The organism is Enterobacter sp. R4-368, assembly GCF_000410515.1.
Taxonomy (GTDB): Bacteria; Pseudomonadota; Gammaproteobacteria; order Enterobacterales; family Enterobacteriaceae; genus Kosakonia.
The window spans coordinates 344,505-359,014 of record NC_021500.1; the positions used below are offsets into that span (position 1 = coordinate 344,505).

The following is a 14,510-nucleotide window of genomic DNA, read 5'->3' on the forward strand; positions in this document are numbered from 1 at the left end:
TTGCCCGGCAGACAGCGCCACCGGGCCAGGTTCAGGCGTGGGCAGCGTTAAATAAAGCTGTCGTCATCGTCGCTGTAATCGGTGTCATCAAAATCATCGTTCTGGTAAGAGTCATTGCCGAACGAATCGTTCTGATCGAGAAAACGGGTGTCGGAGGCATTACTAAAGTTGTCGTTCTGCGTGTTTTCAAACGACGAATTACCCGCCGCCGTCGCCGGTTCTTCAATAATATTCACAATCTCTTCCGGGCGGGACTGATGGAACATGCTGGTCAGCATTTCGGCCAGCACCACACCACCGGCAACGCCCGCCGCGGTTTGTAAGGCCCCGGCCATAAAACCGCTCCCGCGTGGCGCAGGTGCCGCCGAACGGGAATAGTCCTGCTGCGGCTGCTGAGGTGCATTCCAGTTATTTTCCGGCTGTGGACTTTGGCTTCTCCCGCCGCCAAACAGGCCGCCGAGGAAACTGCCACCGCCGGTTTGCGGTTTGCTTTTTTGCGCCGCCAGCTCGCTTTCCAGTTGCTGGACTTTGCTCTGGAGCTGTTTTAGCGCCGCTTCCTGAATCAGGATCGATTGCGCCATATAGTACGGCGCGGCAGGTTGCTGACGCACAAATTCCGCTATCTGACGCTCAGCCTCGGCGTCGCGCTGGCCGTTCTGTTGCTCGGTCTGTTTCAGGCGCTGGAAAAGGCCGTTGATAAGCTGCTGTTCTTCATATTGCATGGCAATAACCTTCCGATCGCTGTGATAGATACTGTTGAGTTTATCAGTGCCATGAATACGTGTCCGATGAGTGAAATGTTTGTTTAACATTGGTTGCAGCTGGGCAAAAAAAATGATGTGAAAGGCCAGATGTTCCGGTGATTCTCGTTGTCTCTTCAAAAAGCAATACATATGAATTAACATATATGTTCTTTGGCGTCATTAAGGTAAAGGCATGCTGCAACCCGTTCAGCTTTTTAAAATTCTCGCCGATGAAACGCGGTTAACCATCCTGCTGTTGCTCAGAGAGTCCGGCGAACTTTGCGTATGTGATATTTGCGCAGCGGCGGGGGAGTCGCAACCTAAAATTTCCAGGCACATTGCGATGTTACGTGAATATGGTCTGGTCGTTGATCGACGAGCAGGAAAATGGATCCATTATCGGCTGTCACCTCATATGCCCGCCTGGGCGGCAGCAACCATCGATACAGCATGGGATTGCTTGCGTAAAGAGACGCGAGCCAAACTGCAATCAGTGTCTTTGGGTTCGTGCTGATAACAAAACATATGCATAAATCCGTATATCATGGAGTCTGAAATGTTACTGGCTGGAAGCATATTTATTTTCACACTCGTGCTGGTTATCTGGCAGCCCAAAGGGTTGAGTATTGGCTGGAGCGCAACGCTTGGCGCGGTGCTGGCGCTGGCCTGCGGTGTGATTCATATGAGCGATATTCCGGTGGTGTGGAATATTGTCTGGAACGCAACGGCGACGTTTATTGCCGTCATTATCATCAGTTTACTGTTGGATGAGTCCGGTTTTTTTGAATGGGCAGCGCTGCATGTTGCACGTTGGGGCAACGGGCGCGGGCGGTTGCTGTTCACTTATATTGTGTTGTTAGGAGCGGCGGTTGCAGCCCTGTTTGCCAACGATGGTGCCGCGCTGATCCTGACACCGATTGTCATTGCCATGTTGCTGGCGCTTGGTTTCAGCCCGCGAGCCACACTGGCGTTCGTGATGGCCGCAGGCTTTATTGCCGATACCGCCAGTCTGCCGCTGATTGTCTCGAATCTGGTCAATATCGTATCGGCAGACTTTTTCCACCTGGGATTCACCGCCTACGCTTCCATCATGGTGCCGGTGGACATCGCGGCAATCGCGGCGACACTTACCATGCTCCACCTCTTTTTTCGCCGCGACATTCCGCAAAATTATGCCGCAGATAAACTGGCAGCACCTGCCCGCGCAATTAAAGATCCGGCGACATTTCGCACCGGCTGGGTAGTGCTGATCCTGCTACTGACAGGCTTTTTTGTGCTGGAACCGCTCGGTATTCCGGTGAGTGCGATTGCGGCTGTTGGTGCGCTTATTCTGTTTGCCGTCGCCAAAAAAGGGGCAGCGATTGATACAAGCAAAGTGCTGCGCGGTGCACCATGGCAAATCGTTGTCTTTTCGCTGGGCATGTATTTGGTGGTCTATGGGCTGCGAAACGCGGGGCTCACCGAATACCTTTCCGGGGTTCTGAATCTGCTGGCCAATAAGGGCTTATGGGCGACCACCATCGGCACAGGTTTCATTACCGCATTCCTCTCTTCGGTAATGAACAATATGCCAACAGTGCTGATTGGTGCGCTGTCGATTGATGGCAGCAGCGCAACGGGCGTGCTTAAAGAGGCGATGATTTATGCCAATGTGATTGGCTGCGATCTGGGGCCGAAAATCACGCCTATTGGCAGCCTGGCGACACTGCTCTGGTTGCATGTGCTGGCGCAGAAGAAGATCGCGGTGAGCTGGGGGTATTACTTCCGAACCGGTATCGTGATGACACTGCCGGTTCTTTTTGTCACGCTGGTGGCGCTGGCATTGCGCCTCTCTTTTCCTTTGTCGTGAGAGTACTTATGAGCAACATTACGATTTATCACAACCCTGACTGCGGCACCTCGCGCAACACGCTGGCGCTGATCCGCAACAGCGGTGTGGAGCCGACAATTATTCACTACCTTGAGACACCGCCTTCGCGCGATGAACTCACAACACTGATTGGCGCTATGGGCATTTCAGTGCGTGAGTTGTTGCGCAAAAATGTTGCGCCGTACGAACAACTGGGGCTGGCAGAAGATCGCTTCACCGATGCTCAGCTGATCGATTTTATGCTTGAGCATCCGATTTTGATTAACCGCCCGATTGTTGTTACCTCGCGCGGTACGCGCCTTTGCCGCCCGTCGGAAGTGGTGCTGGAGATCCTGCCTGAAGCGCAGAAAGGCGCGTTTACGAAAGAGGATGGGGAGCAGGTTGTTGATTGCAACGGTAAGCGGATCGCGCCGTAATGCATCCGTAAACCGGTTAAACAGGAAGCGCTTTTGAGAACGCCCGCCGAACGCGGGCGTTGCGATCAGGCAATACGCAGCGTTTCGCGTGTTTTTGCCGGCGTGATAATGACAGGAATGGATTTCGAGGTTGGCGTACCGGTGCCGTCGCCAAAACGCGTCAGCGGCACCAGTGGGTTCGTTTCCGGATAATAGGCCGCCAGGTTGCCGCGCGGGATGTCATAAGCGACAAGACGGAAATCCTCAACGCGGCGCTGCACGCCATCAGTCGACTGGGTTTCAATATCCACCCGGTCGCCATCATTCAGCCCGAGCGCGTGAATATCTTGCGGATGCATAAACAGCACGTCGCGCTGCCCATAAACCCCACGGTAACGGTCATCGAGCCCGTAAATGGTGGTGTTGTACTGGTCATGCGAGCGTAATGTCTGCAGGACAAACGGCGCTAGCGTCTCCGGGCAGACCGACAGCGGCAGGGCGGCGGCGCTGAATTCCGCTTTGCCGGAAGGCGTATTAAAACGCAACTCTGCGGCAGCATTCCCCAGCCAGAAACCACCTGGTTCTTCGCAACGAGCATTAAAGTTCTGAAAGCCGGGAATTGTGGCGGCGATATGATTGCGGATCAGGTTGTAATCACCCGCCAGCGCCAGCCAGTCAACCTTGTCACTGCCCAGCGTGGCATGGGCGATGCCAGCGACAATCGCGGTTTCCGAACGCTGCGTGGCGGCCAGCGGTTTGCCAATGCCTTCAGAGGCATGCACCATGCTGAAAGAGTCTTCCACGGTGACGAACTGACGCCCGCTTGCCTGCATATCTTCTTCGGTTCGGCCAAGCGTCGGCAGGATCAGTGACTGTTTACCCGGCATTAAATGGCTGCGATTCAGTTTGGTGCTGATGTAGACCGTCAGCCCGCAACGGCGCAGCGCGGTGCAGGTCAGTGGCGTATCCGGCGCGGCGGCGGCCAGATTGCCACCGAGGGCAAGCAGCACTTTCACTTCGTCACGCAGCATTGCCGAAATGGCCTCTACCGTATGGTGCCCGTGCTCGCGCGGCGGCTCGAAACTGAAATGGCGAGCAAGGCTGTCGAGCAGGGCAGCCGGCGGTTTTTCGTCAATCCCCATCGTGCGGTTGCCCTGCACATTGCTGTGCCCGCGCACCGGACACAACCCCGCGCCCGGTTTGCCTAAGTGACCGCCAAGCAGTTGCAGGTTGGTGATTTCCCGTACCGTGTCCAGCGAGTGTTTATGCTGGGTAATACCCATCGCCCAGGTACAAATCACCCGTTTTGCGTTCTGCCAGATGGCGGCTGCGTCGCGCAACTGTTGCTGAGTGAGACCGGACTGTTGCTCAATGGTCTGCCAGTCGGTGGCATCGATTTGCGCAAACCACGCGTCAATGCCGTGGGTGTGCTGCGCAATAAAGGCATCGTCAAAAATGCTCGCTTCACCGTTAGCCAGCCGCTGGCGCTGTGTTTCCAGCAACGCTTTCGCCATTCCGCGCACCGCCGCCATATCACCGCCGAGATTGGGCTGATAGTAAGATGAGCTGATCGCACCCGCCATCGGCGTAACCACTTCCAGCGGTTTTTGCGGATCGGCAAATCGCTCAAGACCGCGTTCGCGCAGGGTGTTAAAGGTGACAATGCGCGCCCCGCGATCGGCGGCGTGCCGCAAGCTGTGCAGCATACGCGGGTGGTTGGTGCCGGGGTTTTGCCCGAAGACAAAAATGGCGTCTGCTTTCTCAAAATCAGCCAGGTGAATGGTGCCTTTACCCACGCCAATGCTGCGTTTCAGCCCCGCGCCGCTCGCTTCGTGGCACATGTTGGAGCAATCCGGGAAGTTATTGGTGCCGACCATGCGGCCAAACAGCTGATAAAGCCAGGACGATTCGTTGCTGGCACGGCCGGAGGTATACAGTTCGAGCTGATTGGGGTTATCCATTGCCTTAATATGCTCGCCAATCATCGCCAGCGCATCGTCCCAGGAAATTGGTTCGTAGTGATCGGTTTGCGGGTTGTAACGCAGTGGTTCGGTCAGCCGGCCCTGGTATTCAAGGAAATAGTCGCTCTGGCGGTTAAGCGCTGTCACGCTGTGTTGCGCAAAAAAGGTGGCGTCAATCTGGCGACGGGTCGCTTCCCAGGTCACGGCTTTCGCGCCGTTTTCGCAAAAACTGAAGGTGCTTTTATTATCATCACCCCAGGCGCAGCCGGGGCAGTCGAAGCCGCGCGCTTTGTTCATGCGCAACAGGTTGCGCATATTTTTCAGCGCGTTTTTACTGTCAATAACGAAGCGCGTTGTCGCTTCCAGCGAGCCCAGACCACCGGCAGCAGCGTGGTAGGGTTTAATTGCGGTTTTGAATTTCATCTCTTCTTCCGGCTGCGGATTGTTACAGCGTTAGTGTAAGTTGCGTAACAACAACCCTTATTCAACAACCTATTTTTATCACACAATTAACGAGCTGTTCACCTGTTGCGCAAACGGAAGAGAAGATAAGCCAGCCGGGATCAACCCGGCATCGTTTTGCGAATCGCAGCAATCAGCGCGTGAGCGGCAGGTGGCAGGGGGCTATCCACGCGGGTGATGATGCCAATCGGATCGCCAATACCGGGCGGCGTAATGGGCAGCGCGACCAGCGAGCCCAGCCGCAAATCATCTTTTACCGCACCGGAAGGGACAAACCACACGTAGTCATATTCCACCGTGAGCTGGCGTGACAGCGACGCGGAAAGCGTCTCCAGGCAACCAGACGGCAGCGCGCAGTTCTGGCTGGCGAGCAGATCCTCGGTGTTTTGCCGTGGCACGGTGCCTTCCGGCAAGACCACCACTGGCCATTCCAGCACTTTGCTTAGCGTGACGGTGGTTTGCAGCAATGGATGTCGCGGGCGTACCACCAGTTTTAGCGACTCGAGAAACAGCAGTTCATAACTCAAGCCGCTCATCAAATCCGGGTCTGACATGCGACCAATGCCCAGATCCAGTTCACCGGATTTCAGCCCGGCGAGGATCATCGGGTTATTGGCGGTGGCAACCTGAATGGTGATATCCGGCTGCTGCTTGTGCAGCTGGCCAATGACCGCCGGTAAGATCCCCAGCGCGGCGGTCGGCAGCGCGCCGATACGGATCAGGTCGTTTTTGAGTTCGGTTTTGTGGCTCAGCGACTGCCCGGCAATGTTAACCGCGTCCAGAACGCGAACCGCGTGGGTAAGAAACTGTTCGCCAACCAGCGTGAGTTGCGCGCCCATGCGGCCGCGTTCAAACAGGCGCTTACCGGTGAGTTGCTCGAGTTCGTTGAGGGTTTTCGACAGCGCAGGCTGACTTAAGTTAAGGGTTTCAGCCGCGCGCCCCAAAGTTCCTTGTTGAGCGACGGCAACGAATGTATGCAAATGGCGCAGACGAATGCGCTGTGAAAACAGACCGTTTTTTTCCATAAGATGATGTTAAAAACCGTGCAGAACCGCTGGCAAGTTAAGTTGTTTAATTTTGATAACCAGATAGCAAAATATTATTAACATCTAATCTCTTTGAGTTACAAACGGATTCTGCCCGCAATGTGACGTAACCTGCATGTTGATAAGGGTTTTTGGCGGCGCTGTTCCATAATCTTTCGTTATGCTCGTTACCGCGCGGCGCACGCGCGTTTTCTGCCACGATCACACTTTGTAAATTTCCCATCACGCACGTAAAAAGGCTTCTCTACACTCCAGAGAGAACACACTGGAGGGATTACACTATGGCGTACAGCATCACGGCTGATGAGATTCGGGAACAATTTTCACAGGCGATGTCAGCCATGTATCAGCAGGAAGTTCCACAATACGGCACGCTGCTGGAGCTGGTCGCGGATGTGAATCTGGCGGTGCTGGAGAACAACCCGCGTCTGCATGAACAACTGGCCAACGCCGATGAATTAGCGCGGCTCAATGTCGAGCGTCACGGCGCCATCAGGGTAGGGACGGCCGAGGAGCTTTCTACTTTGCGGCGCATGTTTGCCATTATGGGGATGTTTCCGGTCAGCTATTACGATCTCTCGCAGGCGGGCGTTCCGGTGCACTCCACCGCCTTTCGCCCGATCGAAGACGCGGCGCTGGCGCGTAACCCGTTTCGTATTTTTACCTCGCTGCTGCGCCTGGAGCTTATCGAGAACGACACGCTGCGTGATAAAGCCGCCGCCATTCTGGCAAAGCGTGACATATTCACCCCGGCATGCCGCCAGCTGATTGAGCTGCATGAACTGAATGGCGGTTTTACCCCGCAGCAAGCCAAAGCCTTTGTTGAGGAAGCGCTGGAAACGTTCCGCTGGCACCGCCATGCCACGGTGGATGCGCAAACCTATCAGGCGCTGCATGATGAGCACCGCCTGATTGCCGATGTGGTCTGTTTCCCTGGCTGCCATATCAATCACTTAACGCCACGCACGCTGGATATTGACCGTGTTCAGGCGCTGATGCCGGAGTACGGCATAGAACCGAAAATCCTCATTGAAGGGCCACCGCGTCGCGATGTGCCGATTTTGCTGCGCCAGACCAGTTTCAAAGCGCTGGATGAACCGGTGCTGTTTAACGGTGAGCACCAGGGCACGCATACCGCGCGTTTTGGCGAAATCGAACAGCGCGGCATCGCGTTAACGCAGAAAGGGCGCGCACTCTATGATCAACTGCTGACCAGCGCCGGAACCGGCAAAGATAACCTGACGCACCAGTTGCATTTGCAGGAGGTGTTTAAAGCCTTCCCTGACAGCGAAATGCTGCTGCGCAAGCAGGGGCTGGCGTGGTTCCGCTATCGCCTGACGCCAACGGGCGAAGCGCACCGGCAGGCGATTCATCCCGGCGACGATCCGCAGCCGCTGATCGAGCGCGGCTGGGTGGTGGCGCAACCCATTACCTATGAGGATTTTCTGCCGGTCAGCGCGGCGGGGATCTTCCAGTCTAACCTCGGCAACGAAACCCAGGCGCGTAGCCATGGCAACGCCAGCCAGGCGCAGTTTGAGGCCGCGCTGGGTTGCCCGGTGTTCGATGAATTCACACTCTATGCGGAAGCCGAAGCGCGCAGCAAACGGCGTTGCGGTCTGCTGTAAAACAGGTAATCTGCCAGAAATCAGTTATTTCTGGATATTGTTATGGAAAATCCATTAACGCCGCTGGCACACACCCGCCAGGGCAGTGTGCTGGGATGCAGTGAAGACGCCTTTCATGTCTGGCGCGGTATTCCCTTTGCCGCGCCGCCCACTGGTGCGCTGCGCTGGCGCGCGCCACAGCCACCGCAACCCTGGCAGGGGGTGCGCATCGCCGACACGTTTTCCGCCGCCAGCTGGCAAAACAGTGATTACTGCCAGCAGGTCGGCGGCGGCGATCCGGGGCGTTTCTCCGAAGATTGTCTCTATCTGAATATCTGGTCACCGGCTTCGCGGACAAAACCGCTGCCGGTGATGGTCTGGCTGCACGGCGGCGGGTTTACTATCGGCTCCGGCGGGTTGCCGCCGTATGACGGAAAAGCGCTTGCGGCACGCGGCGTCGTGCTGGTGACGATCAATTATCGCCTTGGCCATCTTGGCTTTTTCGCCCATCCGGCGCTTGAGCAGGAGAGCGGTGAACGTGTCTACAACTTTGGCTTGCTTGATCAGATAGCCGCGCTGCGTTGGGTACAGGAGAATATTGCTGCTTTCGGGGGTGATGCGGTAAATGTGACGCTGTTTGGCGAATCGGCGGGTGCGCGTAGCGTGATGGCGCTGATGGCCTCGCCGCTGGCTGAAGGGTTGTTTCACAAAGCCATTATTCAGAGCAGTTATACCTTGCCGGATACGCCGCGCGAAGCGGCGCTGGCAAAAGGTGAAGCGATTGCCGCACATTTTGGCCTGGAAAATGCCAGTGCCGGGCAGCTGCGCGCGCTGCCGGCAGAAGCCTTCTGGCCGCTGGAAGCGCCATTGAAAATTGCGCCTGCGCCCATCGCGGGTGACTGCGTGTTACCGGAATCGATGCTCGATACCTTTTTCGCCGGTCGACAACACCCGATGCCGGTCATTATCGGGTCGAACAGTGATGAAGCCAGCGTGATGGCCGAGTTTGGCGTCGATCTCGCCGGGCAAATCGAAAAGATGCGCCGCGAACAGCGGCTCGGACTGGGGCTTATCCGCCTGCTTTATCCGGGGGTGAAAGGGGATGCGGAACTGGGTCGCCAGGTGTGCCGCGATATGGCCTTTACCACGCTTGGCCTGGTGGTGATGCAGGCTCAGCAGCGTGTCGGGCAACCCTGCTGGCGTTACTGGTTTGATTATGTTGCCGAAGCGGCACACGACACCTATATCAACGGCGCGTGGCACGGTAATGAAGTGCCGTATGTATTCGACAATCTTATGCTTTCGGAGCCGTCCTGCCATTATGTCAACCCGCGCGATCTCGCCTTTGCCGCGCATATTGCCGATTACTGGGTCCGTTTTGCCGCCCAGGCCAGTCGCCGTACAGAAGCGTTACCCGGCCCGGTCAACTGGCTGGCATGCGTGCGCGGTCGCGATCGGTTGTTACGCATGGGATTGAATAAACATGCAGGATTTCGCCTGGTTAACCGCTTTATGCGTGCCCGTCTGAGCTTCTTTCGCCGGGTTATGCGCCACCATGTCAAGCTTGATTAGCACTCAGTAACCCCTCTCTGAATGCCGCCAGCCCGGCGGCTTTATTCTCCGTTTCCCGCAGCACCAGGCGGTAACTGGCACCGGTTCTGACACTCTGCGAAAATGGGCGCAGCAAGCGTCCGGCCTCGATATCTTCGGCTACCAGCGTCTCATCGGCGATGGCCATCCCCAGCCCCTGAATGGCGGCGGTAATGGCTAAATCCATGGTGTCGAAGTGTTGATTTTTACTCATGACGGGCTGAAAAGCGCTTTGTCTTGCCAGCCACAGCGACCAGTCGGTTTTGTCCCGCGTCGGATGTAATAACGTGGCGGTTTCCAGCGCATTGCGCTGCGCCAGCGCGTGGCTAATCACCGGCGTTAGCGCCTCCTCAAACAGCAGATCCCCGGCGCTTAATTGGGTGCCAAACACAATCGCCGCGTCATAAGGTTCTGTTTTGAAGTTAATGGTGTGATCGGTGGTAGTCGTCAATGCCACCTGTAATTCCGGGGAACGTTGTTCCAGATTCACCAGCCGCGGTACCAGCCAGCGAATCGCACAGGTCGGCGCTTTCAGGCGCACCACCGTTTGTTGCGAGCGCGCCTGAAAGGCGACCGCTACCAGTTGTTCATACGCACCGCGCAGTTCCGGTAACAGGGCGCTGCCCTGCGGCGACAGGTGTAAACCGCGCGCGTGGCGCTCAAACAGCGGAAAGCCGAACCAGTTTTCCAGCGCGGCGATTTTGCGGCTAACCGCGCCCTGTGTCAGGCACAACTCTTTTGCTGCGTGTGTCAAATTAAGATGGCGGGCGGTGATCAGAAAAGCGTCGATGGCATTGAGCGGCAAAGATCGGGGCGACATGACAACTCCAGCTATGCAATTTATTCATGGCTATTATGACAACAATTCGGTTGTCGGCTCAACGGGGTTTAGTTTGAATGGTTATGCACTTTTTATGTGAAAGGATCAGGCATGACTCTGCGTACCCCGGTGAAAACTCGCTCCAAATTACCCGATGTCGGCACCACCATTTTTACCGTTATCGGCCAGCTTTCCGCCGAACATAATGCGATAAATCTTTCTCAGGGCGCGCCCAACTTTCCTTGCGATCCGCAGCTGATTGCCGGGGTGACGCGCGCCATGCAGGCCAATCATAACCAGTACGCATCAATGACCGGTCTGCGCCCGTTAAAAGAGCGGATTGCGCAGAAAATCAGCGAGCTGTACCGCACGGATTACGACGTAGACAGTGAAATTCTTATCACCGCCAGCGCCAGCGAAGGGTTGTACTCGGCTATCAGCGGGCTGGTGCATCCGGGTGATGAAGTGATTTACTTTGAACCCTCGTTCGACAGCTACGCGCCCATTGTCCGTTTGCAGGGGGCAACGCCTGTAGCCATCAAACTGACGGTGCCGGATTTCGCGGTGAACTGGAACGAAGTGCGCGCGGCAATCACACCGCGCACGCGCATGATTATCGTGAACACGCCGCACAACCCCAGCGGGCAGGTGTTTTCCCGCGCCGATCTTGAGCAACTGGCGGCGATCACCCGGCACACCGATATTGTGATCCTCTCCGATGAAGTTTACGAACATGTGGTATTCGACGGCGAGCCGCATCACGGCATGGCAACCCATCCGCAACTGGCGGAGCGCAGCGTGATTATCTCGTCGTTTGGCAAGACCTATCATGTGACGGGCTGGCGCGTGGGATACTGCGTTGCGCCTGCGGAACTGATGGATGAGATCTGCAAAGTACACCAGTTTTTGATGTTTTCCGCCGATACCCCCATGCAGCATGCCTTTGCCGATCATATGCGTGACCCGCAGGGTTGGCTGTCGCTGGCGGCGTTTTACCAGCGTAAGCGCGACCTGCTGCAAACCTTGCTCGCTGAGTCGCCGTTTCGTTTACTACCCAGCGCGGGATCGTTTTTCCTGCTGGCGGATTACAGCCACTTCAGCGATGAAAGCGACAGTGAGATGGTAAAAAGGCTGATTATTGACTGCGGGGTCGCCACCATTCCGTTGTCGGCGTTTTATACCGATGGTACAGATAACAAGTTGATCCGCCTCTCTTTTGCGAAAGACGAGGCAACATTAAGAGCAGGCGCGCAGGCCCTGTGTCGTGTTAAGCCACGCTAAGGAGCGTTAATGATGAAATTTAAAGCACTCTGTCTGGGCATGGGTTTGCTCTGCTCATTCTCCTCGTTTGCCGAAAACGCGCTGCGTTACGGCGTGGAAGCGGAATATCCGCCGTTTGAAAGCCGCAACGCGTCAGGCGAACTGGAAGGTTTTGATATCGAACTGGGGAACGCTGTCTGCAAAGCGGCGCAACTGAAATGTAGCTGGGTGGAAACCTCGTTTGACGCCTTGATCCCAGGGCTGACTGCCAAGAAATTTGATGCCATCAACTCGGCGATGAACATTACCGAACAGCGGCGTAAAAGCATCGATTTCACCCAGCCGATTTATCGCATTCCATCACAACTGGTCGGCAAAAGTGGCGACGGCATGGAAGCGACCGCCGAGGGGCTGAAAGGCAAAACCATTGGCGTGTTGCAGGGATCAATTCAGGAAACCTACGCCAAAGAGCACTGGGAAAAGCACGGTGTCACGGTGGTGTCGTATAAAGATCAGAATATGGCGTGGGGAGATTTGCTGAACGGTCGCATTGACGCCTCACTGGTGATGTCGGCGGCGGGACAGGCAGGTTTCCTCAGCAAGCCGCAGGGGAAAGGGTTTGGCTTTATTGGCAAACCGGTATCGGACGATACGATCCTCGGCAGTGGTATCGGTTTCGGGCTGCGTAAAGGTGATGAGGCCACCAAAAAGCAACTTGATGCCGCCATCGATAAAATCCGCGCTGATGGCACCATCAAAAAACTGGCGGAGAAGTACTTCCCCGGCATTGATGTTAGTGTCAGCGCACAATAAAGCATTACCACTCTGGCGCCTGCCGTTGATGTCCGGCAGGCGCTTTTTTATTTCCGCCGCAAACCCCTGCCGTTATACAGATCTTTACGCCGCTTTCGGGATGCTCTTATCGACAGAAAATATTTCATGTTTCGTTCATATATTCGGCAGCCAACAATTGGATTCTCAATGAATTTTGTCTAGAGTGATGCGTTCATTAATGAACGCTTTTGCCGCTGTTTCGCGCCATCGCGAAATGCCATTTGACGACCAGAAGGACGTGTTACCAGGCATGAACCGCAGACGATTTATTCAAGCATCCATGGCCCTTGCCGCAACTTACGGCACCACCGGTGTTGCATCGCTCTTTTCCCGCGCGGCGTTCGCGGCGGAAACGGACATCGCCGATGGCCAGAGCCGCCGTTTTGATTTTTCCGTGCTGCAGTCCATGGCGCACGATCTGGCGCAACAGCAGTGGGGCGGCGCGCCTAAAGCGCTTCCCAATACGCTGGCGAACCTGACGCCGCAGGCTTACAACAGCATTCAGTACGATGCGCAGCACTCGCTGTGGAACAATGTTGATGGCCGCCTGCTGGACGTGCAGTTTTTCCACGTCGGCATGGGATTTCGCCGCCGCGTTCGCATGTTCTCCCTCGACCAGGAGACGCACCAGGCGCGTGAAATTCACTTCCGCCCGGAGCTGTTTAACTACCACGACGCGGGCGTCGATACCAAACAGCTGGAAGGGCAAAGCGATCTTGGTTTCGCCGGTTTCCGCGCGTTTAAAGCGCCTGAACTGGCGCGCCGCGATATCGTCTCGTTCCTTGGCGCAAGTTATTTCCGCGCGGTAGACAGCACCTTCCAGTACGGTCTTTCCGCACGCGGCGTGGCGATTGATACCTTTACCGATACGCCGGAAGAGTTCCCGGATTTCACCGCCTTCTGGTTTGAGACGGCAAAACCCGCCGACACCACCTTTACCGTTTATGCGCTGCTCGATAGCCCGAGTATTACCGGCGCGTATAAGTTCGTGATCCACTGCGAAGAGAGCCAGGTGATCATGGATGTCGATAACCGCCTGTATGCGCGCAAAGACATTAAGCAACTGGGTATCGCGCCGATGACCAGTATGTTCAGCTGCGGTAATAACGAACGCCGCGTCTGCGATACCATTCATCCGCAAATCCACGACTCCGATCGTCTGGCGATGTGGCGCGGGAACGGCGAGTGGATCTGCCGCCCGCTGAACAACCCGCAAAAATTGCAGTTCAACGCTTATCAGGATGAAAACCCGAAAGGGTTCGGTCTGCTGCAACTCGATCGTGATTTCTCCCACTACCAGGATGTGATGGGCTGGTACAACAAACGCCCGAGTCTGTGGGTGGAGCCGCGTAACAAGTGGGGCAAAGGGGCGGTCAGCCTGATGGAGATCCCGACCACCGGCGAAACGCTGGATAACATTGTCTGCTTCTGGCAGCCGGAAAAACCGGTCAAAGCGGGCGATGATTTTGCCTTCCAGTACCGCTTGTACTGGAGCGCGATGCCGCCGGTGCGTTCTCCACTGGCCCGCGTTTACGCCACCCGTACCGGCATGGGCGGTTTCCCGGAAGGCTGGGCGCCGGGCGAACACTATCCGGATAAATGGGCGCGTCGTTTCGCCATTGATTTTGTTGGCGGTGACCTGAAAGCGGCCGCGCCGAAAGGCATTGAACCGGTGATCACGCTTTCAAACGGGGAAGCGAAACAGGTTGAGATCCTCTATGTCGAACCGTTTGACGGTTATCGCATTCTGTTCGACTGGTATCCGACCAATGATTCCACCGATCCGGTAGACATGCGTCTGTTCCTGCGCTGCCAGGGTGACGCCATCAGCGAAACCTGGCTTTATCAATACTTCCCGCCCGCGCCAGACAAACGTAACTACGTTGATGACCGCGTCATGCGCTAAACCCACTTCGCCCCCGTCA

General features: G+C 56.1%; 12 protein-coding genes. 8 read left to right on the plus strand and 4 right to left on the minus strand.

Annotation, left to right across the window (positions count from 1 at the left end):
* Window positions 1-47 precede the first annotated feature (47 nt).
* Window positions 48-722 (minus strand): DUF2076 domain-containing protein, encoded by a 675-nt coding sequence (locus H650_RS01610; RefSeq protein WP_044489645.1) that lies wholly within the window; start codon window positions 720-722, stop codon window positions 48-50.
* A 214-nt stretch (window positions 723-936) separates the two neighbouring features.
* Here H650_RS01610 and H650_RS01615 point away from each other — a divergent pair, with 214 nt between their 5' ends.
* Genes H650_RS01615 through arsC form a run of 3 tightly spaced genes read left to right on the plus strand, consistent with a single transcriptional unit; the run spans window position 937 to window position 3,029 of the window.
* The gene (locus tag H650_RS01615) at window positions 937-1,257 is read left to right on the plus strand and encodes a metalloregulator ArsR/SmtB family transcription factor (protein WP_016495950.1); all 321 of its coding nucleotides are present in this window, start codon (window positions 937-939) and stop codon (window positions 1,255-1,257) included.
* A gap of 42 nt (window positions 1,258-1,299) precedes the next feature.
* The gene (locus H650_RS01620; RefSeq protein ID WP_016495951.1) at window positions 1,300-2,592 is read left to right on the plus strand and encodes an arsenic transporter; all 1,293 of its coding nucleotides are present in this window, start codon (window positions 1,300-1,302) and stop codon (window positions 2,590-2,592) included.
* Window positions 2,593-2,600: 8 nt separating this feature from the next.
* Window positions 2,601-3,029 carry a glutaredoxin-dependent arsenate reductase gene (gene arsC / locus H650_RS01625; protein WP_016495952.1) on the plus strand — a complete coding sequence of 143 codons (429 nt, stop codon included), beginning with the start codon at window positions 2,601-2,603 and terminating at the stop codon, window positions 3,027-3,029.
* Between the two features lie 65 nt (window positions 3,030-3,094).
* Here the strand turns inward: arsC and H650_RS01630 are convergent, their stop codons facing one another.
* Both H650_RS01630 and H650_RS01635 read right to left on the minus strand, forming a co-directional pair.
* Window positions 3,095-5,392, minus strand: coding sequence for an FdhF/YdeP family oxidoreductase (locus H650_RS01630; RefSeq protein WP_016495953.1), 2,298 nt, complete (start codon window positions 5,390-5,392; stop codon window positions 3,095-3,097).
* A 140-nt stretch (window positions 5,393-5,532) separates the two neighbouring features.
* A complete protein-coding gene (locus H650_RS01635; RefSeq protein ID WP_016495954.1) occupies window positions 5,533-6,456 on the minus strand; it encodes a LysR substrate-binding domain-containing protein in 924 nt (307 codons plus the stop codon).
* A 302-nt stretch (window positions 6,457-6,758) separates the two neighbouring features.
* Here H650_RS01635 and hglS point away from each other — a divergent pair, with 302 nt between their 5' ends.
* Together hglS and H650_RS01645 are read left to right on the plus strand one after the other, a co-directional pair.
* Window positions 6,759-8,102: a 2-oxoadipate dioxygenase/decarboxylase HglS gene (gene hglS, locus H650_RS01640; protein WP_016495955.1), complete on the plus strand. Its 1,344-nt coding sequence runs from the start codon at window positions 6,759-6,761 to the stop codon at window positions 8,100-8,102.
* Window positions 8,103-8,144: 42 nt separating this feature from the next.
* Window positions 8,145-9,653: a carboxylesterase/lipase family protein gene (locus H650_RS01645; RefSeq protein ID WP_016495956.1), complete on the plus strand. Its 1,509-nt coding sequence runs from the start codon at window positions 8,145-8,147 to the stop codon at window positions 9,651-9,653.
* Here the strand turns inward: H650_RS01645 and H650_RS01650 are convergent.
* A complete protein-coding gene (locus tag H650_RS01650) occupies window positions 9,640-10,491 on the minus strand; it encodes a LysR family transcriptional regulator (RefSeq protein WP_016495957.1) in 852 nt (283 codons plus the stop codon). The two genes, H650_RS01645 and H650_RS01650, sit on opposite strands and share 14 nt — an antisense overlap.
* Window positions 10,492-10,602: 111 nt before the next feature.
* On the opposite strand from H650_RS01650, the gene H650_RS01655 reads away from it, so the two are divergent.
* The 3 genes from H650_RS01655 to H650_RS01665 all read left to right on the plus strand — a co-directional run bounded on the left by H650_RS01655 (window position 10,603) and on the right by H650_RS01665 (window position 14,491).
* Window positions 10,603-11,772: a pyridoxal phosphate-dependent aminotransferase gene (locus H650_RS01655; RefSeq protein ID WP_016495958.1), complete on the plus strand. Its 1,170-nt coding sequence runs from the start codon at window positions 10,603-10,605 to the stop codon at window positions 11,770-11,772.
* A gap of 12 nt (window positions 11,773-11,784) precedes the next feature.
* Entirely contained in the window at window positions 11,785-12,564 is a 780-nt protein-coding gene (locus H650_RS01660) for an ABC transporter substrate-binding protein (RefSeq protein WP_097406822.1), read from the plus strand.
* 271 nt (window positions 12,565-12,835) lie between these two features.
* Window positions 12,836-14,491 carry a glucan biosynthesis protein D gene (locus tag H650_RS01665; RefSeq protein ID WP_044489646.1) on the plus strand — a complete coding sequence of 552 codons (1,656 nt, stop codon included), beginning with the start codon at window positions 12,836-12,838 and terminating at the stop codon, window positions 14,489-14,491.
* Window positions 14,492-14,510: the final 19 nt, after the last annotated feature.

Excerpts from the sequence above, each read along its gene's own strand:
- H650_RS01610 (WP_044489645.1), bottom strand. The coding sequence starts at position 722 with ATGCAATATGAAGAACAGCAGCTTATCAACGGCCTTTTCCAGCGCCTG.
- H650_RS01615 (WP_016495950.1), top strand. The coding sequence starts at position 937 with ATGCTGCAACCCGTTCAGCTTTTTAAAATTCTCGCCGATGAAACGCGG.
- H650_RS01620 (WP_016495951.1), top strand. The coding sequence starts at position 1,300 with ATGTTACTGGCTGGAAGCATATTTATTTTCACACTCGTGCTGGTTATC.
- arsC (WP_016495952.1), top strand. The coding sequence starts at position 2,601 with ATGAGCAACATTACGATTTATCACAACCCTGACTGCGGCACCTCGCGC.
- H650_RS01630 (WP_016495953.1), bottom strand. The coding sequence starts at position 5,392 with ATGAAATTCAAAACCGCAATTAAACCCTACCACGCTGCTGCCGGTGGT.
- H650_RS01635 (WP_016495954.1), bottom strand. The coding sequence starts at position 6,456 with ATGGAAAAAAACGGTCTGTTTTCACAGCGCATTCGTCTGCGCCATTTG.
- hglS (WP_016495955.1), top strand. The coding sequence starts at position 6,759 with ATGGCGTACAGCATCACGGCTGATGAGATTCGGGAACAATTTTCACAG.
- H650_RS01645 (WP_016495956.1), top strand. The coding sequence starts at position 8,145 with ATGGAAAATCCATTAACGCCGCTGGCACACACCCGCCAGGGCAGTGTG.
- H650_RS01650 (WP_016495957.1), bottom strand. The coding sequence starts at position 10,491 with ATGTCGCCCCGATCTTTGCCGCTCAATGCCATCGACGCTTTTCTGATC.
- H650_RS01655 (WP_016495958.1), top strand. The coding sequence starts at position 10,603 with ATGACTCTGCGTACCCCGGTGAAAACTCGCTCCAAATTACCCGATGTC.
- H650_RS01660 (WP_097406822.1), top strand. The coding sequence starts at position 11,785 with ATGAAATTTAAAGCACTCTGTCTGGGCATGGGTTTGCTCTGCTCATTC.
- H650_RS01665 (WP_044489646.1), top strand. The coding sequence starts at position 12,836 with ATGAACCGCAGACGATTTATTCAAGCATCCATGGCCCTTGCCGCAACT.